This window comes from Camelimonas lactis, assembly GCF_004342915.1.
Lineage (GTDB): Bacteria > Pseudomonadota > Alphaproteobacteria > Rhizobiales > Beijerinckiaceae > Camelimonas > Camelimonas lactis.
On record NZ_SLWL01000003.1, the window covers coordinates 93,006 to 113,289 of the forward strand.

At 67.2% G+C, this 20,284-nt stretch carries 16 protein-coding genes and 1 tRNA gene; 10 read left to right on the top strand and 7 right to left on the bottom strand.

The annotated features are described in order from the left end of the window. Positions 1 to 37: 37 nt before the first annotated feature. The gene (locus EV666_RS04945; protein WP_132003985.1) at positions 38 to 730 is read right to left on the bottom strand and encodes a carbonic anhydrase; all 693 of its coding nucleotides are present in this window, start codon (positions 728 to 730) and stop codon (positions 38 to 40) included. A gap of 151 nt (positions 731 to 881) precedes the next feature. Continuing rightward, the gene (locus tag EV666_RS04950) at positions 882 to 1,151 is read right to left on the bottom strand and encodes a hypothetical protein (protein WP_132003988.1); all 270 of its coding nucleotides are present in this window, start codon (positions 1,149 to 1,151) and stop codon (positions 882 to 884) included. Between EV666_RS04950 and EV666_RS04955 the strand changes: the two genes are divergently transcribed. The 5 genes from EV666_RS04955 to EV666_RS04975 all read left to right on the top strand — a co-directional run bounded on the left by EV666_RS04955 (position 1,141) and on the right by EV666_RS04975 (position 8,018). After that, positions 1,141 to 2,019: an HpcH/HpaI aldolase/citrate lyase family protein gene (locus tag EV666_RS04955; RefSeq protein ID WP_132003991.1), complete on the top strand. Its 879-nt coding sequence runs from the start codon at positions 1,141 to 1,143 to the stop codon at positions 2,017 to 2,019. The genes EV666_RS04950 and EV666_RS04955 overlap by 11 nt on opposite strands. A gap of 345 nt (positions 2,020 to 2,364) precedes the next feature. Beyond that, positions 2,365 to 5,637, top strand: coding sequence for a helicase-related protein (locus tag EV666_RS04960; protein ID WP_132003994.1), 3,273 nt, complete (start codon positions 2,365 to 2,367; stop codon positions 5,635 to 5,637). Positions 5,638 to 5,947: 310 nt separating this feature from the next. Continuing rightward, entirely contained in the window at positions 5,948 to 6,295 is a 348-nt protein-coding gene (locus tag EV666_RS04965) for an RNA-binding S4 domain-containing protein (protein WP_132003997.1), read from the top strand. Between the two features lie 299 nt (positions 6,296 to 6,594). Continuing rightward, positions 6,595 to 6,930: a ferredoxin FdxA gene (gene fdxA / locus EV666_RS04970; protein WP_132004000.1), complete on the top strand. Its 336-nt coding sequence runs from the start codon at positions 6,595 to 6,597 to the stop codon at positions 6,928 to 6,930. Positions 6,931 to 7,430: 500 nt separating this feature from the next. Beyond that, a complete protein-coding gene (locus EV666_RS04975; RefSeq protein WP_132004572.1) occupies positions 7,431 to 8,018 on the top strand; it encodes a CarD family transcriptional regulator in 588 nt (195 codons plus the stop codon). Positions 8,019 to 8,360: 342 nt separating this feature from the next. On the opposite strand, the gene EV666_RS04980 is transcribed toward EV666_RS04975, so the two are convergent. Beyond that, the gene (locus EV666_RS04980; RefSeq protein WP_245514216.1) at positions 8,361 to 9,821 is read right to left on the bottom strand and encodes a M48 family metalloprotease; all 1,461 of its coding nucleotides are present in this window, start codon (positions 9,819 to 9,821) and stop codon (positions 8,361 to 8,363) included. Further along, positions 9,818 to 10,684 (bottom strand): hypothetical protein, encoded by an 867-nt coding sequence (locus tag EV666_RS04985; protein WP_132004003.1) that lies wholly within the window; start codon positions 10,682 to 10,684, stop codon positions 9,818 to 9,820. Before EV666_RS04985 ends, EV666_RS04980 begins: the two co-directional genes overlap by 4 nt. Before the next feature lie 125 nt (positions 10,685 to 10,809). On the opposite strand from EV666_RS04985, the gene EV666_RS04990 reads away from it, so the two are divergent. Then, positions 10,810 to 10,886: transfer RNA gene (locus EV666_RS04990), tRNA-Arg, on the top strand. A 122-nt stretch (positions 10,887 to 11,008) separates the two neighbouring features. Continuing rightward, positions 11,009 to 12,811, top strand: coding sequence for an ABC transporter ATP-binding protein (locus EV666_RS04995; protein ID WP_132004006.1), 1,803 nt, complete (start codon positions 11,009 to 11,011; stop codon positions 12,809 to 12,811). Positions 12,812 to 12,934: 123 nt separating this feature from the next. Here EV666_RS04995 and EV666_RS05000 read toward each other — a convergent pair whose 3' ends face one another. Continuing rightward, the gene (locus EV666_RS05000; RefSeq protein WP_132004009.1) at positions 12,935 to 13,660 is read right to left on the bottom strand and encodes a protein tyrosine phosphatase family protein; all 726 of its coding nucleotides are present in this window, start codon (positions 13,658 to 13,660) and stop codon (positions 12,935 to 12,937) included. Positions 13,661 to 13,873: 213 nt separating this feature from the next. On the opposite strand from EV666_RS05000, the gene EV666_RS05005 reads away from it, so the two are divergent. Together EV666_RS05005 and ppa are read left to right on the top strand one after the other, a co-directional pair. Then, positions 13,874 to 14,395 carry a GNAT family N-acetyltransferase gene (locus tag EV666_RS05005; RefSeq protein WP_132004012.1) on the top strand — a complete coding sequence of 174 codons (522 nt, stop codon included), beginning with the start codon at positions 13,874 to 13,876 and terminating at the stop codon, positions 14,393 to 14,395. Positions 14,396 to 14,549: 154 nt separating this feature from the next. After that, positions 14,550 to 15,086, top strand: coding sequence for an inorganic diphosphatase (ppa, locus tag EV666_RS05010; protein WP_132004015.1), 537 nt, complete (start codon positions 14,550 to 14,552; stop codon positions 15,084 to 15,086). A gap of 216 nt (positions 15,087 to 15,302) precedes the next feature. Here ppa and EV666_RS05015 read toward each other — a convergent pair whose 3' ends face one another. Beyond that, positions 15,303 to 17,336, bottom strand: a complete 2,034-nt coding sequence (locus EV666_RS05015; protein WP_132004018.1) for a protein meaA — start codon at positions 17,334 to 17,336, stop codon at positions 15,303 to 15,305. A gap of 427 nt (positions 17,337 to 17,763) precedes the next feature. Between EV666_RS05015 and ccrA the strand changes: the two genes are divergently transcribed. Beyond that, positions 17,764 to 19,041 (top strand): crotonyl-CoA carboxylase/reductase, encoded by a 1,278-nt coding sequence (ccrA, locus tag EV666_RS05020; RefSeq protein WP_132004021.1) that lies wholly within the window; start codon positions 17,764 to 17,766, stop codon positions 19,039 to 19,041. 159 nt (positions 19,042 to 19,200) lie between these two features. Here ccrA and EV666_RS05025 read toward each other — a convergent pair whose 3' ends face one another. Continuing rightward, a complete protein-coding gene (locus tag EV666_RS05025) occupies positions 19,201 to 20,043 on the bottom strand; it encodes a YihY/virulence factor BrkB family protein (protein ID WP_245514217.1) in 843 nt (280 codons plus the stop codon). Between the last annotated feature and the right edge of the window lie 241 nt (positions 20,044 to 20,284).

Here is a 20,284-nt window from a genome sequence, read left to right on the forward strand (position 1 = left end):
GGGCGGCGTCGCCGTTTTCAACGCGCGCCGCCGCGGTTCAGTCGCAGCGCGGCGCCAGCCGGCCCAACGCCTCCAGACCGTCCACCGCCGGTTCGAATGCACCGGTTTCCGGGTTGCGCACCCGCAGCACGCCGTCGACCACGCCGAAATAGGCGCCGTGCAGCGCGATCTGGTTACGCTCCGCCAGAATGCGGACGCAGGGGAAGGTCATGAGATTGCGGAGCGACAGCTCGATGGCCGCGAACTCCAGCCGGGTGATGTAATCGGCCGCGTTGCGGGCCTGCGGACCGAGCGCGTCGGCCGCCGGCTGGATCTGCGCCATCCATTTGCCAATGAAATCACCCGGCGACAGGGGATCGGCATGATTGGCGAACGCCTTGATGCCGCCGCACATCTGGTGGCCGAGCACGACGATGTGCTTCACCTTCAGGGCCTGCACGGCGAACTCGAGCGCCGCGGACGTGCCGTGGAAATCACCGCCGGTTTCAAACGGCGGCACCAGATTGGACACGTTGCGGACCACGAACAGTTCGCCAGGGCTGGCGTCGAAAATCACCTCCGGCGACACGCGGCTGTCGCAGCAGCCGATAATCAGCGTCTCGGGACTCTGCCCGCGCTCGGCCAGAACCTCGAAGCGCTTGCGTTCGCTGGGAAAGCGCCCGTTCAGGAATGCCTTGTACCCCTCCGTCAAACGGCTGGGAAATGCGGGGGTGACAGCTTCTCTGGCCATGGGCGCTCCATGTCATGGGTGGTGACGATGTCCCGGGACACGCAGCCGGCGACCCTGACGCGCCGCAAAGGACGCGTCCTGGCAACACGCGCGACCGGCGCCCCGCAGACGGATTGCAACACCGTTTGCGCCCGTAAAGCCTTGTACGCAATCATTTTATGCACCATTGAAAAATGTGGAATTTGCCGGCGCAATAGCAGACGTCGGCGTCCGCACGCGTCTGCGACCCCGAACGTTTGCGGCCGTGCGCGGCTTGACGCCATGGGTCGCCGCCATGGCGAAGCCCTGAGGCATCCTGGCTGAATGGCTCCGGCGCCAGGCTTGCGAAATTGCGGAAATCCGGCACAAACACCTCCAGAAACACGCGCCGTTCCAGACAGGACGGCGACCACACACGCCAGGAGTTTCTGATGACCGCCATTCGCCCCCGCCGCAGCGTTCTTTACATGCCGGGCTCGAACGCCCGCGCGCTGGAGAAGGCGAAAACCCTGCCGGCCGACGCGCTGATTCTTGACCTGGAAGACGCGGTGGCGCCTGACGCCAAGGCCAGCGCCCGTGACCAGGTGTGCGGCGCCGTGAAGGCCGGCGGTTATGGCCCCCGCGAGGTCATCATCCGCGCCAATGGCCTCGACACCCCCTGGGGTCGCGATGACATCCTCGCCGCCGCCGCAGCGCGTCCCGACGGCATCCTGATTCCCAAGGTGTCCAATCCGGAAACCCTGCAGGAGGTTGGCAAGCTGCTGGCCGGCGCGCCGGACAACATTCGCGTCTGGGCCATGGTCGAAACCCCGGCCGCCATGCTCGACATCGCCCGCATCTCCGCCGCGGCCCGCGACAGGTCCACCCGCCTCGCCTGCTTCGTCATGGGCACCAACGACCTGGCCAAGGAAACCCGCGCCCGCTTCGTACCTGGCCGCGCGCCCATGTTGCCATGGCTGTCGCTGGCCCTCACCGCCGCCCGCGCCGAGGGTCTCGACATTCTCGACGGCGTCTACAACAACATTTCCGACATGGATGGCTTCCGCGCCGAGTGCGAACAGGGCCGCGATTTCGGTTTTGACGGCAAGACCCTGATTCACCCGACCCAGGTGGAGCCGGCCAACGAGATTTTCGCGCCGCCAGCCGCCGAGGTGGCGTGGGCCCGCAAGATCATCGCCGCCTTCCAGCTGCCGGAGAACGCCGGCAAGGGCGTGCTGTCGGTGGACGGCAAGATGGTCGAGATCCTGCACGCGGAAATGGGCAAGCGCGTCGTCGCCGTGGCCGACGCCATCGCCGCCCGCCAAGGCTGAGGCGGGTTGCCGGGCAGACGTGGCCGGGCAAGCGTTACCGGAGCTCAACGGACGCGCCAGGGCGTCCGGGCGCCCCTGAAGCGCGTGGGGTGGCGACAAACCGCTGCGGCGCGCCCATATAGGGACCATCCGGATGACCTGACCATAACCTGGCCAGTCGACCGGACCAGGGGACTTGCCAGGGGAACCTGGCGAGAACCTGGCTTCCACCTGGAAGCGCCCCCCTCAACCCAGAAGGCGCCGACCATGCCGGAGAATCGCTGTCCGCTCCGGCCAACCGGTCCAATGCCTTTCCGGGAAGCGGCCTTCCGCTTTCCGTAAAGGCGCCGGCGCTCCGGCCATGTGATGAGCAAACACACCTTTTCCGCCCGCGGCTCCCTCGCTCCTGGCGAACGCGCCCGCGGCGTCACCGCCATTCTCGGGCCCACCAACACCGGCAAAACCCATTTGGCCATCGAGCGTCTCGTGGCCCATGGCGAGGGCATGATCGGCCTGCCGCTGCGGTTGCTGGCGCGCGAGGTCTACCAGCGCGTGGTCGAGAAGGTTGGCGCCGCCCATGTCGCCCTGATCACCGGCGAGGAGAAGATCAAGCCGCCGCGCCCGCGCTACTGGATCTGCACCATCGAGGCGATGCCGCGCGACATCTCTGTCGCCTTCTGCGCCATCGACGAAATCCAGCTGGCGGCGGATTTCGGCCGCGGTCACGTCTTCACCGACCGGCTGCTCAACATGCGCGGCCGCGATGAGACGCTGATCATCGGCTCCCTGACCATGAAGCCGCTGATCCAGAAGCTGCTGCCGGGCGCGGAGATCGTCACCCGTCCCCGCCTGTCGACGCTGATGTTCGCTGGCGGCAAAAAAATTACCCGCCTGCCGCCGCGCTCCGCCATCGTCGCCTTCTCGGTAGAGGAAGTGTACGCGGTCGCCGAACTGATCCGCCGCCAGAAAGGCGGCGCGGCTGTGGTGCTGGGCGCCCTGTCGCCGCGCACCCGCAACGCCCAGGTGGAGATGTTCCAGTCGGGCGAGGTTGATTATCTGGTCGCCACCGACGCCATCGGCATGGGCCTCAACCTCGACCTGCATCACGTCGCCTTCGCCAGCGACCGCAAGTTCGACGGTTTCGGCTTCCGCCGTCTCAATCCGTCCGAGTTCGGCCAAATCGCCGGCCGCGCCGGGCGCTACATGCGCGATGGAACCTTTGGCACGACCGGACGTTGCCCCGCGTTCGAGCCTGAGCTGGCCGAAGCCATAGAGGAGCACCATTTCGATCCGGTGCGCGTGCTGCAATGGCGCAATCCCGACCTGAATTTCCGCTCGATCCGGGGCCTGCTGGCCTCGCTGGCCGCCACGCCGAAAGAAGGAGGCCTGACGCGGGCCCAGACCGCTGATGACATGGCGGCGCTGGAGGCGCTGGCCGGCGACGTCGGGGTGACCGGCCTGGTGCGTCACCCCCAGCATATCGCCCGTCTGTGGGACGTCTGCCAGACGCCCGATTACAGAAAAGTCTCGCCACACGCCCATGCAGACCTTGTCAGCACGATATTTCGTGCTCTGATGCGCCACGGCAGCCTTGATGAAACCTGGTTCGCCCGGCAAATAGCCGCTGTTGACCGCACCGACGGGGACATTGACGCCCTGTCGGCGCGCATCGCCCAGGTCCGAACCTGGACTTATGTCGCCAACCGCCCCGACTGGCTGGCCGATCCTGAGCATTGGCAGGAGCGCGCCCGTCAGGTAGAGGACAAACTTTCGGATGCATTGCACGAGCGGCTCGCCAGCCGTTTCGTGGACCGGCGCACAAGCGTGCTCATGCGGCGCCTCAGAGAGAACGCGCATATGGAAGCAGTAGTCACGCCCACGGGCGAAGTCAGCGTCGAAGGGCAGCACGTGGGCAATCTCCGCGGCCTTCATTTCGTGCCTGACCCGCAGGCGGATGGATCGGAAGCCCGCGCCTTGCGCGCCGCCGCGCAAAAATCGCTTGGCCCCGAGCTTGAAGCCCGGGCCGAGCGGGTGTCGATGGCGGTGGACGAGGCGTTTGTGCTGTCCAACGACGGCTCCCTGCGCTGGCTGGGCGACATCGTCGCGAAGCTGGCCCCCGGCGACAAACTGCTCGAGCCGCGCGCCATCCTGCTGGCCGATGACATGCTGGCGGGCGAAGCGCGCGAGAAAGCCCAGGCGCGCGTCGATCTCTGGGTGAAGTCGCACATCGCCAAACTGCTTGGCGCGCTGACCGCGCTGGAAGAGGCCGCCGACATCGAGGGTCTTGCCCGCGGCGTCGCCTTCCAGGTGGTGGAAGCGCTGGGCGTGCTGGAACGGTCGAAAGTCGCGCAGGACGTCAAGAGCCTCGACCAGAATGGTCGCGCCCAATTGCGCAAATATGGCCTGCGCTTCGGCGCCTACCACATCTACCTTCCGGCCTTGCTGAAGCCGGCGCCGCGCGCGCTCGCCGTGCAGCTCTGGGCGCTCAAGCATGGCGGCGCCGAGACGAAGGGCCTGGACGAACTGCCGCATCTGGCCGCCTCCGGCCGCACGTCGATCGTGCTCGATCCCGAAATCGGCCGCGACCTTTACCGGGCCGCCGGCTTCCGCGTCTGCGGCGCCCGCGCCGTGCGCGTCGACATCCTGGAACGCCTGGCTGACCTGATCCGCCCGGCCGTGACCTATCGCCCCGGCGTAACGCCGGGCGAGCCGCCGGCTGGCGCGGCCGATGGCGACGGCTTCGTCGTCACCGTGGCCATGACCTCGCTGGTGGGATGCGCCGGCGAGGATTTCGCCTCGATCCTGCGCTCCCTGAACTACGCCCCGGAGCAGCGCGAAGGCCCGGCCATCACCGTGCCGCTGGTCCCCCGCGCCGCGACCGCGCCGGCGGAAGCCGCGCCGGGCGAGGACGGGAAGGACGAAGCCGAAGCGAACCAGGCCGGGACCGATGAAAGCGCCGGGCCGGTTGACGCCGGCGCCGCTCCGGAAGAAGTCGCGCCTCCGGCGGCGGAAGCCCCAGCGGTAACCGAAGCCGCCGCCGAAGCGACGGCAACGCCGGCGCCGGAAGCAGACGATTCGGCGGCTGAAGCCTCCACGCCAGCCCCGGACGCCTCCGTCGAACCGCTGGCGGCCGGGCCCGCTGGTGAAACAGCCGGCGCGGAAGCAGCGGTGGAAGACGCCGCCACAGCGGAAGAGGTCGGGCCGGTCCTGCTCGAAATCTGGCGGCCGCAACGTCACCAGCACCATCGCCACGGTCGCGGCGGCCGTGACAACGCCGGACGCGGCGGACGCGGACGTGGCGGCCCGGGCAATCAGCAGGACGGCGAGCGCGGCGGCGGTCATCGTGGCGGCCAGCGTCAGGGCGGCCAAGGCCAGGCGGACGCTGGTGAAGGCGGACGCCGTGGCGACGACAGGCGCAAGGGCGGCTTTCGCGGCGGCTTTACGCCAGGTCAGGAAGGTACGCGCCCGCGTCCCCGACATGAGGGCCAGGGGCGTCAGGACAACCGTCACGAGGCCCGGGGCGACCAGCGCGGCGATCGCAAGCCGCAGCGGGCGGAAAAGCAGCCTGACCCGGATTCGCCCTTCGCCAAGCTGTTGGCGCTGAAGGAGCGGATGCAGTCCAGCGACAAGAAATCCTGATCCCCGGGCGCATCCCCGCGAAACGTCGCCATTTCGCGGGCAGGGCGCGCGTCAGCGCCGGTTCCAGGCAGCCAGATCCCGGTGACAGGATCTGGCGGTGCTGCTGCAAACGCCCCCCTTCGCCGCCGGGGTTGCGTTGCATCAAACAGCCTGTCCCCGTCGCGGGCTAAAGTCCGGCCTGAAGCGCTAGGGCGTCCACGGAACGGTTTTGGAACCCGCGGAGGCCGGAAACCGTCTCGTCCAGGCGCCGCGTCGCCAGCGGCGCGCGGGATTCTCCCTAGTGACGCCAGGCGCAGGAACGTCTGACCGGATGACAGAAACCCAGGAGCGGCAACGCATCGACAAATGGCTCTGGTTTGCCCGCATGGCGCGCACCCGGTCGCTGGCGGTCGCCCTGGTCGCCGGCGGCAGGGTCCGGCTTAACGGGGCCCGCGTTGACGCGCCGGGCAAGGGCGTAAAGATCGGCGACGTCCTGACGCTGAACCTGCCGCAGGGCGTGCGCGTGGCGCGGATTCTTGGCCTGCCACATCGGCGCGGCCCGGCGCCGGAAGCGGCGCAATGCTGGCTGGACCTGACCGGGACGGCTGGACCGGAGGACAATAGCCCGGGACGCGGCGTGGATGAGGACAATGCTGATTCAACCACGCTGGAAATGTGAAATAACTTAATCAACATTCCCGGTTGAGTATGGCGTCGTCGCGGATTATTTCAGCATCGTCCGGGCCACGAGGGATGCGCCGCGCGCGGGATGTTTGCGCCGCAAGCGCGTCCCGCCAGGTCCGGCGCGCTTTGCGAGCATGCCGGCCTTCAGGCGCGGCGGTCAGGCGGAGCTCCGGTCATGGCGGACCGGCATTCCGCCATTGATGCGTTATCCGCTGGCAGGGGTTCGCAGCCCCGCGTGGAAAACGCTCCAGGAATGCCTCTGGCGTCGTCCGCCAGGGCTCATACGAGGTCGCGATGACATACGTCGTCACTGAGAACTGCATCAAGTGCAAGTATACGGACTGCGTCGAGGTCTGCCCCGTTGACTGCTTCTACGAGGGTGAAAATTTCCTCGTCATCAATCCCGACGAATGTATTGACTGCGGCGTCTGTGAACCCGAATGCCCTGCCGAGGCCATCAAACCCGACACCGAGCCGGGGCTTGAGGACTGGCTGAAACTGAATGCCGACCTGTCCGTCTCCTGGCCCAACATCACCCGCAAGCGTGACGCGCCGCCAGACGCGAAGGAGTGGGACGGCAAGCCGGGCAAGCTGCCCCTGCTGTCGCAGGAGCCGGGCGAAGGCGACTGATCCCGCCTCCCCTGCGCCCAAACGCCTCACGATTACCCCGGGGAGCGGTTCGCCGGCCCGCGCTGGCGGAAGCGCGGCCCCCGAGCGGACGGGGTCCGGCTGCGTGAAAGCGCCTTCGGGACGTAACGGCAGTCAGGGCCGGCAAATCACGCTACGCCGCGCATGTCCCAACGGCAGGGCTGGCCTCGCGGCCGCACGCAGACATGCGCCCGGCGCGCATGCCGTCAGGCAAATGCTTTGATTCTTTGCAAATTTGTGATATGCAATGTGCTGAATGGCCGTTGCCCCATAAGTCATGGCGCAATTGCCCATCCAGGCATCAGGCAAATGAGTTTCTGTTTGTGGCTTCAACCCGTTTGGCGTCGCAGGCGGAGATGTTTTGCGAGCACCTTGTAGCGCGCAGGCGCAGCGTTTGTGTTGCACCCGCGTGACAATGGCGATTGTCCGCCCTGACCGTCGACGACCACGTCCCAATGGACCGTGATCAGGAGGCTTTCCGAATCATGACTGCAAAGAAAACAGCTAACAAGCTTGGTTTCAAGACTGGAGAGGCCATTGTCTACCCCTCTCACGGGGTTGGCCACATCCTTGCCATCGAGGAGCAGGAGGTCGCCGGTTTCAAGCTGGAGCTGTTTGTGATCAGCTTTGACAAGGACAAGATGACCCTCCGTGTTCCGACCTCAAAGGCAGCGAGCGTCGGCATGCGCAAGCTGGCGGACGGCGAGGTGGTGTCGAAGGCGCTCGTGACCCTGACCGGCCGCGCCCGCGTCAAGCGCACCATGTGGTCGCGCCGGGCGCAGGAATACGAAGCGAAGATTAACTCCGGCGATCTCGTCAGCATCGCCGAAGTCGTGCGCGACCTGCACCGCTCCGACGCCCAGCCGGAGCAGTCCTACAGCGAGCGCCAGCTTTACGAGGCTGCCCTGGAGCGGGTGATTTCGGAGCTCGCCGCCGTCAACCGCATTACCGACACTGAAGGGCGCAAGCTGGTTGAGGAAGCCCTCGCCAAGAGCCCCCGCGGCGCCGGCAAGACCGATGCGGCGGCTGCGTCCTCCGAGGACGACGAGGTTCAGGAAGAGGCCGCCTGATCCAGGCTGCCGATCAAAGCTGCCCCAAACCGCGGGACATTCCGGCGATGGCGGGCGACGCCGTTGCCAAAAAAGCCCTGTTGACGCCTCCGGTTCCAATGAGCCGGAGGCGTTTGCTTTTTGGGCGCGCGATTGCGAGCGGGCGCGGACGGCCCGCAAGGCAGCGGGACGTCGGCTCACACAGGAGGCTGACGCCCTTCATCCATATCCCGGACACAACGCCCTGACGCCCGCCCGGCCACGGGCCCCCACCGCCCTGCCGGGCCGGAAGCGGCCCGACGTCCACGCCCTGGCGTCCGGCCTGTCCGTTGTCCGTCAAGACGATTGCCCACCGGCAGGGCGTCAGTCGACGATCTTGTAGGAATAGCCGGGAACGGGCGCTTCCCCCTCGCGCAATCCATTGATGGCGGCGAAGCGCGCCAGCGGATTGTCGACGCCCTGCATGCGGGCGGCCAGGCTTTGCTGGGTGTCCTCAGGCCTGGCGGTCACGATGCGGATGCGCAGCGGCGCCACGGCGCGCGCTTCTTCCGCCGTCAGCTTCCGGATGCTGCGCAGGCTTTCCTCAAACCTGGCGCGCTCCTGGGCGCCTGGAGCGCGCGTGGCGTACAGCAGGCGATAGGTGATGTTGTCGATGCGAACGGCGCCCAGCAGGAACATCCAGTCTCTCCCCTGGGCTTCGGCGACAACCATCGGCGCGGCGCCGCCGTCAAGCGCGTGAATGTTCCGCGCTTCCAGGCCATCGATCCATCCCGACGCGATGAACGCCTCCAGGCTGTCGCTGACGTCAGCGATATGGTCGAAGCGCAACGCGCCGGCGGAGCCGCCGTGGGCAAGGCCAATAACCGCCTCCGGCGACGCCTCCAGCGCATAGCCCTCCGGCGCCGTGAAGGTCACCGCAAGGCGGGGACTGGCGAACACCCGCCCGCGCACCACGCCCGCTGACGGATCGTCGCCATAGAGCATGCCGTTGATCGCCCCGGCGTAGTCCTCCGCCGCGCCGGCGGTGGTTTCGCTGGCGCCAGTTTCACGCGCCACCGAGATCGCCGCCGCCACCCGCTCCGGCGTGGAGGGATGCGACGAGAGAAAGTCCGCGCTCTTGCCGCCATTGCCGCTGCGCAGCTTCGCGTGGCGATCCAGCGCCACCAGGAAACGCGCCGCGCTGTAGGGATCATAGCCGGCGCGGGCGATGACGTTGACGCCGATCCTGTCCGCCTCCAGCTCCTGGGCGCGCGAGAAGCGCGCCAGCGTCACCCGCCCCTCGCTTTTCGCCACCCGGCTGGCGTTGGGATCGTTGAGCACATCGGCCACCACGCGCGTCACCAGCGCCGAACGCTGCGCCAGTTCGGCGCGCGCCCGGGCGTGCTCAAGCGTCACATGGGCGATTTCATGGGCGATAACCGCCGCCACCTCACCCTCGTCCCGCGCAAGTTCAAGCAGACCACGGGTTACGTAAACCTTGCCGTTGGGCAGGGCGAAAGCATTGATGGTGGGCGAATTCAGAATCTCGACGCTGTAGGCGTTGGCCGGCCGGCCCGTGACCCTGGCGATGCGCTCCACCACCCGGTTCAGCAGGCCGTCCATCGGCGCCCAGCGATAGCGCCCGCCCAGCGAGGCCGCCAGCCGCTGCTGCTCACGCTCCACGGCGCGCTCCACCCCCGTGACCCGGGGGGCGCTTTCCGGAACCTTCAGGCTGGCGATGGCGTCCGGGTCCGCCGACACGCACCCGGCAAGGAGCAGCGCGACCGCCGGAACGCTCACGACGCGTCGCGTGATGCCGGGGAAACACAGCGCTCGTCTCGTCAAGGGCGACTTCCCGTTTCTGCGATTTCAAGCTCGGCGGGCGAAGCAAGCTCGATCATCGGACCGCCCCTGCTCTCGACAATACCCCTGACGCGGACCACGCGCCCCTGCAGCCGGGCAACCGTCAGCCCGCTCCTCTTAACCATACGCCAGATTCGCGCCGGCGCCGAGACTGTCATGTCTTCAGACCATCGTGAGCCGAAATTCAGCCAGGTCAGGCCCGGTCGCTCGTTAATACTCGTCACCGCGCCCTCAACGATCACGAAACGTCCCTCCCGCCGCAGGATGGCCTGCGGTAAATCGGCCGGGAGCGGCGCATAGGCCGGATCGGCCCACAAGGCAAGCCGGGCCGCCCGCGCGGCCGCCTCCGCCTTCCGCCAGGCCTGAAGTCCGGCGGGCGCGGGCTCATTGGCGGATTCCGGTCGCAGCCGCGCCAGCCCCTGCCCCAGCAACCAGGCCTGGACGTTGACGCATGGCTCCTTCGCGTCTCCCCTGGCCACGGCGACGTCGGCGACCACGCCAAATCCACCCCAGCGGTCATGCGCGCCGCCATTGCGCGCCCGGATCTCCGACGGGGGGGCTCCGGCGCCGCCAAGCAGCTGTTCAAGCGCCGCCTTGCGCGCGGGCAGCCAAGGCTCCGGCGTGTCAAGCCACGCGAGGCGCGCCACCGCGCCGCCTGCCAGCAACAATGCCCCCTGCCCGGTGACGCCCATGACCGCCAGCCGCACATCATCGGGCGCGGACCAGCACACAGGGGCGCCGTCACCGGCCGGAGCGCCGGCCATCACCTGTCCGGTCACGCCGCAGAGCCCCATGGACATGGCCATTACCAGGGTCCGCCAGCCAGGCGCGCCATGCCTCGCCATCTCCCCTCCGGTCACCAGGTTCACCGCATTCTGGAAAAACCCGCGAGCGTACGTGACGGCGGCCCGCGTCCGCGCTATATGATCCGCGTATCTTACATGCCCGCGCCTGCCGCGGCCATGCGGGACTCCCGGTAGCTCAGCAGGATAGAGCAACGGTTTCCTAAACCGTAGGTCAGGGGTTCGAATCCCTTCCGGGAGGCCATTTTTTTCGCGCCGCGCGGTCCATCGCCGCCTGGGTGGCCGGCCGTTTCGCAATATTCCGCCCCGTCGTGTTGCCCCGGCGCCGAATTGCCGGCGGTCCCCCCGCGTGATAGCCACCGCCGCATGAGCAAGCCGAAGCGCAGCGCCGCCCTTGACCTGAGCGGCGACACCATCGCCACCATCCGCCGCCTCTGGCAAAGCCAGATGCGGGCGCACTGGCGCATGCTCGCCGTGGTGCTGCTGTGCATCGGCCTGGTCGCCGGCGCCACCGGCCTCTATCCGGTGCTGATCAAGCACGCCTTCGACGCCTTCACCAACAAGGACACGCAGGCCATTCTCTATGCGCCGCTGTTCGTCATCGCCGTCACCTCGGTGCGCGGCTTCTCGCTGCTGGCGCAGAGCGTGCTCACCAACAAGGTGGTGACCCAGATCGAAGCGGACATGCAGACCGACCTGTATGGCCATCTGATCGACGCCGACCTGGCGCAGCTTGGCGAGGAAAGTCCCGCCGCCCTCACCCAGCGCTTCACCACCGACTTCGCCTTCATCAAGGAGGCGCTGACGCGGATCTCCACCGTGTTCCTGCGCGATCTTGCCCAGATCATCGCGCTCATCTGCGCCATGCTGTGGATCGACCCGGTGCTGACCATCGCCGCCGCCCTGGTCGTGCCTTTCGCCGCCATCCCCATCGGCCGCATCGGCAAGAAACTCCGCCGGGTCGCCAACTCCACCCAGGAGCAGATCGGCGCCATGGCTGGTCTGGTGTCCGAAAGCCTCTCCGGCGCCCGCGTCGCCAAGACCTTCAGCCTCGAAGGCTATCTCAAGCAACGCGCCTGGCGGGCGTTCGACGAGGTGCGCAAGCTGAAGATGAAGGCCGCCAACGCGCGCGGCCGCCTCGATCCGCTCCTGGAAGTCGGCGGCGGCGTCGCCGTGGCTGGCGTGCTGGTGCTCATCGGCCTGCGCATTTCGCGCGGCGAGAGCACCGTTGGCGAATTCACCGGCTTCGTCACGGCGCTGCTGCTTGCCGCCCAGCCGATGCGTTCCATCGGCAATCTCAACGCCATCGTCCAGGAGGCCATGGCGGCGCTGAAGCGTTATTACGCCATCATGGACCGGAGCCCGACCATTGTCGACCAGCCCGGCGCCGCGGACCTGCAGGTGAGCGCCGGCGCCATCGCCTTCGACCGGGTCAGCTTCCACTACCATAGCGGGGCGACGGCGCTGCGCGACGTCACCCTCAACGTTCCGGCCGGCGCGGTGACGGCGCTGGTTGGCCGCTCCGGCTCCGGCAAATCGACGCTGATGGCGCTGGTTCCGCGCCTGTACGACGTGACGGACGGGGCGGTGCGCATCGACGGCGCCGACGTGCGCGCCGTGACGCTGCAATCATTGCGCCGCCAGATCGCCGTGGTCAGCCAGGACGTGGTGCTGTTCGACGACACCGTGCACGCCAATATCGCCTTCGGCCGCCCCGACGCCACCGACGCCGAAATCCAGGCGGCGGCGGAAGCAGCGGCGGCGCACGGCTTCATCAGCCGCCTGCCGGAAGGCTACGCCACCCGCGTCGGCCATGGCGGCTCGCGCCTCTCCGGCGGCGAGCGCCAGCGCATATCGCTGGCCCGCGCCATTCTCAAGGACGCGCCGGTCCTGCTGCTGGATGAGGCCACCAGCGCTCTCGACGCCGAAAGCGAGCAGATCGTCCAGACCGCTTTGGCCCGGCTGATGCGTGGACGCACCACCCTCGTCATCGCCCACCGCCTCGCCACCGTGCGGGAAGCGGACCAGATCGTGGTGATGGATCAGGGCCAGATCATCGAGACAGGAACCCACGCCGTCCTGGTCGAAGCCGGCGGCGTCTACGCCCGCCTCAGCCGCATGCAGCTGGTGGACGACAGCCCCGTCGCCACATCGCCCGGCGTCGCCTGAGGCGCCGGCGTTTCCAGCGAAACGCGTCCCGTTGGCCCGGCGCCGGCCGCCGAAACAGCCGCCAGCCGGAAAGACAGGCGAAATCCGCTTCCCGTAAGCGGACTCCCCGCTGTAAAAATCAGTTCACTCGCGGCGGATGATGCGGTCGACCACCAGATCCGAGAGCAGCCCCGGCCTGAAGTCGCGCTTGACCGCTTCCGGGTCATAGATGGTGTCCACCCAGGTCAGGAAGTCGACGCCCTTCGCCTCGCCCTCACGCAGATAGGCGTCGAAGAAAGCGTCGAGCACGCCAGTGCGGGCGAAACGGAAGTGGCCATAGCGCCAGGACAGCTGTCGCATGGCTTCCCGCACCGGCAACTTCTCGTGCAGGATCAGGTACAGCGCCGACATCATGCCGGCCCGGTCGGCGCCGGACTTGCAATGCACCAGCGCCGGATATTCCAGCGTCTCGAAAAACCGCTTCGCCGCGTGGATGGTTTCGCGATCCGGCGCCTCCCGCGAGCGCACCACGAACTCCGTCAGCGTCACGCCGTGGCGCTCGCAGGCCTCGCGCTCCAGCGGCCATGAGCCGTATTCGCGGCCGCCACGCAGATTGACGATGGTGCGCAGGCCCTGCTTCGCCAGCCGGCCAATCTGGGTCGGCGTCGGCTGGGCGGCGCGCCAGAACCCGGGCGTCACCCGGAACAGGTTGAGGTAAACGACGCGGAACACGCCGTGGTCCACCAGCAACATGTTGGTCCACGCGCGCATGCGGTCCCATGCGCCGCCGACGGGCCTGTCCCAGCGGGCGATCCGCGCCATGCGCCGCGCATAGCGCTCCTCGTCCTTCAGTGGTCGACCAAACCCCATCTGCCTTCCTGATCAATCGCATCCGCCCATCGGGCCGCGCTGTGTAGCAGACAGTCGCAACAATCCAAAGCGACCGCCGCTTTTGGCTGGCGGTCCATGTCGCCGGCGGTTTTACCTGGGCGGCGGCCACAAATATACTTTACGCTGACGCCTCACGCTTTCGTCAGAACAGCACAGCTTGTCGATCCCGGCGCTGTTACATACGCTCTCCTTATGCGTGAACTTGTCATCAGCATCCGTCGCGCCAGACTCTCCGACGCCGAGGGTCTTTCAATCGTGCACGATGCCGCCTGGCGTGAAGCGTATCAGGGCGTATTGCCCGGCGTCGCCCTGGAGCGGATGATTGCCCGGCGCGGCCCTGAATGGTGGCGGCAGAACGCCGCGCGCGGCAACGAGCCCGGCAGCCGCCAGATGCTGGTTCTGGAAGTCGGCGATCAGGTGGGCGGTTATGTCATTTATGGTCAAAACCGCATGCTCTCCCTGCCGCAGCGCGGCGAGATCGACGCCCTGTATCTGGACCCGGTCTGCCAGGGGCTGGGCCTTGGCCGCCGGCTGTTTCGGGCGGCGCGGCGGGATCTGTCGGGGCGCTCCCTCGGCTCCACGGTCATCTGGTGCCTCGACGCCAACGCGCGCGGCAGCCAGTTTTACGCTGGCCTTGGCGGCGCGCCGCAAGCCCGCGCCGCGTTCCGCATTGGCGGCGAGAACTTTCCCGCCAGCGCCTGGGCCTTCAGCTAGACGCGCCTGATCCGGGCCAGCCCTGCTCATCCCGCTTCCGGATGAAAAAAACCTCTGTCTCACTTGTTGTTGCGGCCGATCGGACCTAAACAGACGCCGTTCACGGGACAAACCGTCCTGCAATCCATTCACGGCTTTTACCGGAAGACTTCCCATGCGCCTTGACGCAATTTCGATCGGCAAGAATCCGCCCCACGACATCAATGTCATCATTGAGGTTCCGCTCGGCGGCGAACCGATCAAGTACGAAATGGACAAGGATGCGCAGATCCTGACCGTGGACCGCTTCCTGTACACCCCGATGCGTTATCCGGGTAACTACGGCTTCGTGCCCCACACCCTGTCCGAGGACGGCGATCCGATCGACGTGCTGGTGGCCAACACCCGACCGATCGTGCCGGGCGCCATGATGAACTGCCGCCCCATCGGCGTGCTGAAGATGGAGGACGACGGCGGCGGCGACGAGAAAATCATCGCCGTGCCGTCCACCAAGCTGACGCGCCGCTACGAGAACGTGCAGAACTACACCGACCTGCCCGAGATCACCTGGAAGCAGATCGAGCACTTCTTCCTGCACTACAAGGACCTCGAGGCCGGCAAATGGGTCAAGCTGAGCGGCTGGGGCGACGCTGAGGAAGCCCGGCGCTACATCGCCGAGGCTGTCGAGCGCGGCAAGAAGCTGAAGGCCTGATTTTCAGCCCGTGCAGAACGCGAAAAAGCGCCCGGGAGGGCGCTTTTTTGTTGGTTGGGGCCCGATGAACCATCGGGGTGGCCGGCCTTGTTTTTCACGTCACGCCGGACCGCGAAAAGGCCGGCGCGCCGGCCTTTGCAACGCTCACGCCTTCCGGCGCACATGACGTTGCAGCCCCGCGGCGCCGCCCCTGATCGGCAGGCCTGCCGGTGGCCGTCACTCCGCGGCGCCGGCCTTGTCCTGGTTGTCGAGCGAGCGCTGGACCACGTGAACGATGCCCTTCATGACCTCGTCGAGGGCATAGTCCTTCGGCGTGTAGACCGCGGCGACGCCGATATTCTTCAGCACCAGCTCATCCTCCGGCGGCACGATGCCGCCGACCACCACCGGAATGTGATCGAGCCCCTCGGCGCGCAGCTTCGCCTTCACCTCGCGCACCAGCGGCACATGCGAGCCGGAGAGGATCGACAGGCCGATAACGTGGGCGTTTGTCTCACGGGCCCGGCGCACGATCTCGGTCGGCGTCTGGCGGATGCCTTCGTAGGTCACGTCCATGCCGACGTCGCGGGCGCGCAACGCCACCTGTTCGGCGCCATTGGAGTGCCCGTCGAGGCCCGGCTTGCCAACGACAATGCGCGGGGCCGCGCCGATGCGATCGGCGAGATCGGCGACCAGCAGCCGCACTTCACGCTCGATTTCCGGGGACTTCGTCTCGATGCTGACGCCAGTCGGCGCGCGGTATTCGCCGAAGATGTCGCGAAGGGTCTGGCCCCATTCGCCCGTGGTCACGCCGACGCGGGCGCAGGCGATCGACGGCTCCATGACATTGCGCCCTTCACGCGCCGCAGCGGCGAGATCGGCGAGCGCCGCGTCCACCGCCGCCTGGTCGCGGCCGGCGCGCCAGGCGCGGATCTTGCTCACCGCCTCCATTTCCACCGTCTCGGGAACGGTCAGGATGGAGCCTTCGCCGGCGGTCAGCGGCGATGGCTCGCTCTCCATCCAGCGGTTGACGCCGACGACCACCAGCGAGCCGTCCTCGATGGCGGCGAGCCGGCGGGCGTTGGATTCCACCAGGGCGCGCTTCATGACGCCATTCTCGACCGCGACGATGGCGCCGCCCATGGCGTCAATGCGGGCCAGTTCTTCCCGGGCCGCCGCCTTCAGCTCCTCCACCTTGCGGGTGATCTCGACGGAGCCGTCGAAGATGTCGCCATAGTCGAGCAGGTCTGTCTCATAGGCCATGATCTGCTGCATGCGGATCGACCATTGCTGGTCCCAGGCGCGCGGCAGGCCAAGCGCCTCGTTCCACGCCGGCAACTGCACGGCGCGGGCGCGGGCGTTCTTCGACAGCACCACCGCCAGCATCTCGATGAGGATGCGGTAAACGTTGTTCTCGGGCTGCGGCTCGGTCAGGCCCAGCGAGTTCACCTGCACGCCGTAGCGGAACAGTTTCTGGCGGGCGTCGGTGATGCCGTAGCGCTGGGTGCAGATCTCGTCCCACAGTTCGACGAAGGCCCGCATCTTGCACATTTCGGTGATGAAGCGCAGGCCGGCGTTCACGAAGAACGAGATGCGCGCCACCACCTTGCCGAAGCCGGCCTCGTCAACCTCACCGGAGGCCTTCACCGTGTCGAGCACGGCGATGGCCGTGGCGAGGGCGTAGGACAGCTCCTGCACCGGCGTCGCCCCAGCCTCCTGCAGATGGTAGGAGCAGACGTTCATCGGGTTCCACTTGGGAACCTCACGGGTGGTGAACAGCGCCACGTCCTTGATCAGGCGCATGGACGGCGCCGGCGGGAACACATAGGTGCCGCGCGACAGATATTCCTTGATGATGTCATTCTGCGTCGTGCCGGTGAGCGAAGAGCGCGGCGCGCCCTGCTCGTCGGCCACGGCGATGTACAGCGCCAGCAGCCAGGCCGCCGTGGCGTTGATGGTCATCGAGGTGTTCATCGTCGCCAGCGGAATGCCATCGAACAGCGCCCGCATGTCGCCGATGTGCGACACGGGCACGCCCACCTTGCCGACCTCGCCCCGCGCCAGTTCGTGATCCGGGTCGTAGCCGGTCTGGGTCGGCAGGTCGAAGGCCACCGACAGGCCGGTCTGACCTCTGGCGAGATTGCTGCGGTACAGGCGGTTGGACTCAACCGCCGTGGAGTGGCCGGCGTAGGTGCGGAAAATCCAGGGTTTGTCGCGTGCAACCGTCTTGCCGGCGTCGGCGCCTGCCGCGGTGCTGTCCTGTGCGCTCATCAAGCCACTCGCTCATAAGGTCCGGCCCACCGTGCTTCAGCGCCGGCGGCGGACAAAAACCTGCGCCCCGCGCGGGGCCATTTCACAAGTCGCCAATCTAGCCCGAAGATGACGAAACGTCTGCCGCACAGGCAACAGAAGCGCATCAAACTTTTGGCCAACTTCCGACTGCCCTCTTGCGTGTCTATATCTCGGGGGCTGGCGTTGTCGCGGTTCCGGGGATCGCTGACCGGCCGCCAGCCGCGCCGGATGTCCGGCCGACGCCGGCGCACGGATTTCGCGCCACAGCATTGCCTCACGCGGGGCGCCCGCGCCTCGTCAAGGGAAAATGCGGCAGATCAGCAAGGCGGAGCATGGCCCGGCCAACGGTCATGTTTCCGCCAGTCATCATAGCCCTTCCGTCCGGGCCATGGAGTGGAACATCATCATGACCGCCGTTCAGAAGTCGTCCAGTGGAGCGCAGAAGGATCTGTACCGCATGGGCGAAGTGCCGCCGCTCGGCCATGTGCCCGCCAACATGACGGCATGGGTGGTGCGCAAGGAACGCCACGGCCCGCCGGACACCGCGATGCTGCTGGAAACCGTGCCGACCTGGACTGTCGGCGAGGACGAGGTGCTGATCTATGTGATGGCCGCCGGCGTCAACTATAACGGCGTCTGGGCCGCCCTTGGCGAGCCGATTTCCGTGCTCGACGCCCACAAGCAGCCGTATCACATCGCCGGCTCCGACGCTTCGGGCGTTGTCTGGGCCGTTGGCAGCAAGGTCAAGCGCTGGAAGGTCGGCGACGAGGTCGTGGTGCACTGCAACCAGGACGACGGCGACGATGAGGAGTGCAACGGCGGCGACCCGATGTTCTCGTCCTCCCAGCGCATCTGGGGCTATGAGACGCCTGACGGCTCCTTCGCCCAGTTCTGCCGCGTGCAGTCGCGCCAGCTCATGGAAAAGCCGCGCCACCTCACCTGGGAGGAGGCCGCCTGTTACACGCTGACGCTGGCCACCGCTTACCGCATGCTGTTCGGCCACGCGCCGCACACCATCAAGCCCGGCGACAACGTGCTGGTCTGGGGCGCCTCGGGTGGTCTCGGCGTGTTCGGCGTGCAGCTCTGCGCCGCCTCCGGCGCCAACGCCATTGGCGTGATCTCGGACGAATCGAAGCGCGACTACGTCATGCAGCTCGGCGCCAAGGGCGTCATCAACCGCAAGGACTTCGACTGCTGGGGCCAGCTCCCCAAGGTCAACTCGCCGGAATTCAACACCTGGACGAAGAACGCCCGCGCCTTCGGCAAGGCGATCTGGGACATCACCGGCAAGAAGGACGTCGACATCGTCTTCGAGCATCCCGGCGAGGCGACTTTCCCGGTCTCCGCCCTGGTGGCCAAGCGCGGCGGCATGGTGGTGTTCTGCGCCGGCACGTCCGGCTTCAACATCACCTTCGACGCCCGTTACGTCTGGATGCGGCAGAAGCGCATCCAGGGCTCGCACTTCGCCCATCTCAAGCAGGCGTCGTCGGCGAACCAGTTCGTCATCGACCGTCGCATCGATCCCTGCATGTCCGAGGTCTTCCAGTGGAATGACATCCCCGACGCGCACATGAAGATGTGGCAGAACCGCCATGCGCCCGGCAACATGGCCGTGCTGGTCAACTCACCCCGGGCCGGCCTGCGCAACCTCGACGACGTCATCGAGGCCAGCAAGGGCGGCTGAGCCCCGTCCTGACGAACGCCGGGGGCGGGACAGACGCCGACCATCCCGCCAGGGCGCATGCGTTGCGCCCCCTGCGCGCCCCCTTCGCGGAGCGTCAACCGACACAAAAAACCGGCCCATGGCGGCCGGTTTTTTTTTGCATGAGCGAACCACGATTCTTCAGTCGCTCTCCTCCGCATGGTCGATCAGCGCCGCATTGACCTCGCCGCCGAGCAGGAAAAGCGCGCCCAGCACGTAAAGAAACACCAGCGCGATGGCGACCGAGGCGAGGCCCGCATAGGTCGTGACATAGCCCCGCTGGCCGAAGTCGGCGATATAGGCGCCAAAGATCGCCCCGCCCACGAACCAGGCGATAATCGTCAGCGCCACGCCCGGCATCACCTGGCGGAAGCTGCGCCGGCCGGCGGCGATCAGCAGGTGCGCGGCCGTCAGCACCACGAACATCACGGCGCCGGTCACCACATAGCGGATCACGCCAACAAGGAAACGCAGCGGCTGCAATTGCGCTTCCAGCGCCGGCGCCCACGCCATCACCGTCTGCCAGAGCACCGGCCACAGCACCACCAGCACGGCGAAGATCATCAACGCCGCGGCGCTCACCAGCACGAACAGGATGGATTCCAGCCGCGTCCAGTACCAGGCGCGCCATTCCACCGCCCCATAGGCGCGGTTGAGGCCGATGCGCAGCGCCTCGATGCCGTTGGAGGCGAAGTAGACAGCGAACAGGGCGCCGAACGTCAGCGCGTCGCCGCGCGTCACCGTCAGCACCTTGCGGATCTCGCTGGCCAGCGGCGCCGCGATGTCCGCCGGCCAGATCTCGAACAGCAGGGTGGCGGCGCGGTTGGCCAGATCGGAAGCGCCGATCATGCTCGCCAGCGAGGCGATGACGATCATGAACGGAAACAGCGCCATCAGCGCCGACATGGCGATATGGCTGGCGAGCGCCCAGCCGTCATGTTCGAGAAAACGGTTAATGGCGGCGCTGAACACCCGATAGATCACTGTGATGGCCCGTCCCCCCGGGTTTGCCTTGCGCGCTCGCCAGGGGCGGAAGCCGTCGCACGCCGCATCTGGCCCCATGAACGGCCCAGATCCCGGTTCACGACAAACGGATTCTGCCCCGTTCAGAGCACAACGCGGGCTGGCGCAAAAGGCAACCCCGGCGGCAGGCGCCCGCGCTATCCCATCTGGATCATGGCCCTCATGCGCCGCGATGATTGCTTTTGACCGCGAAAAATCCCAC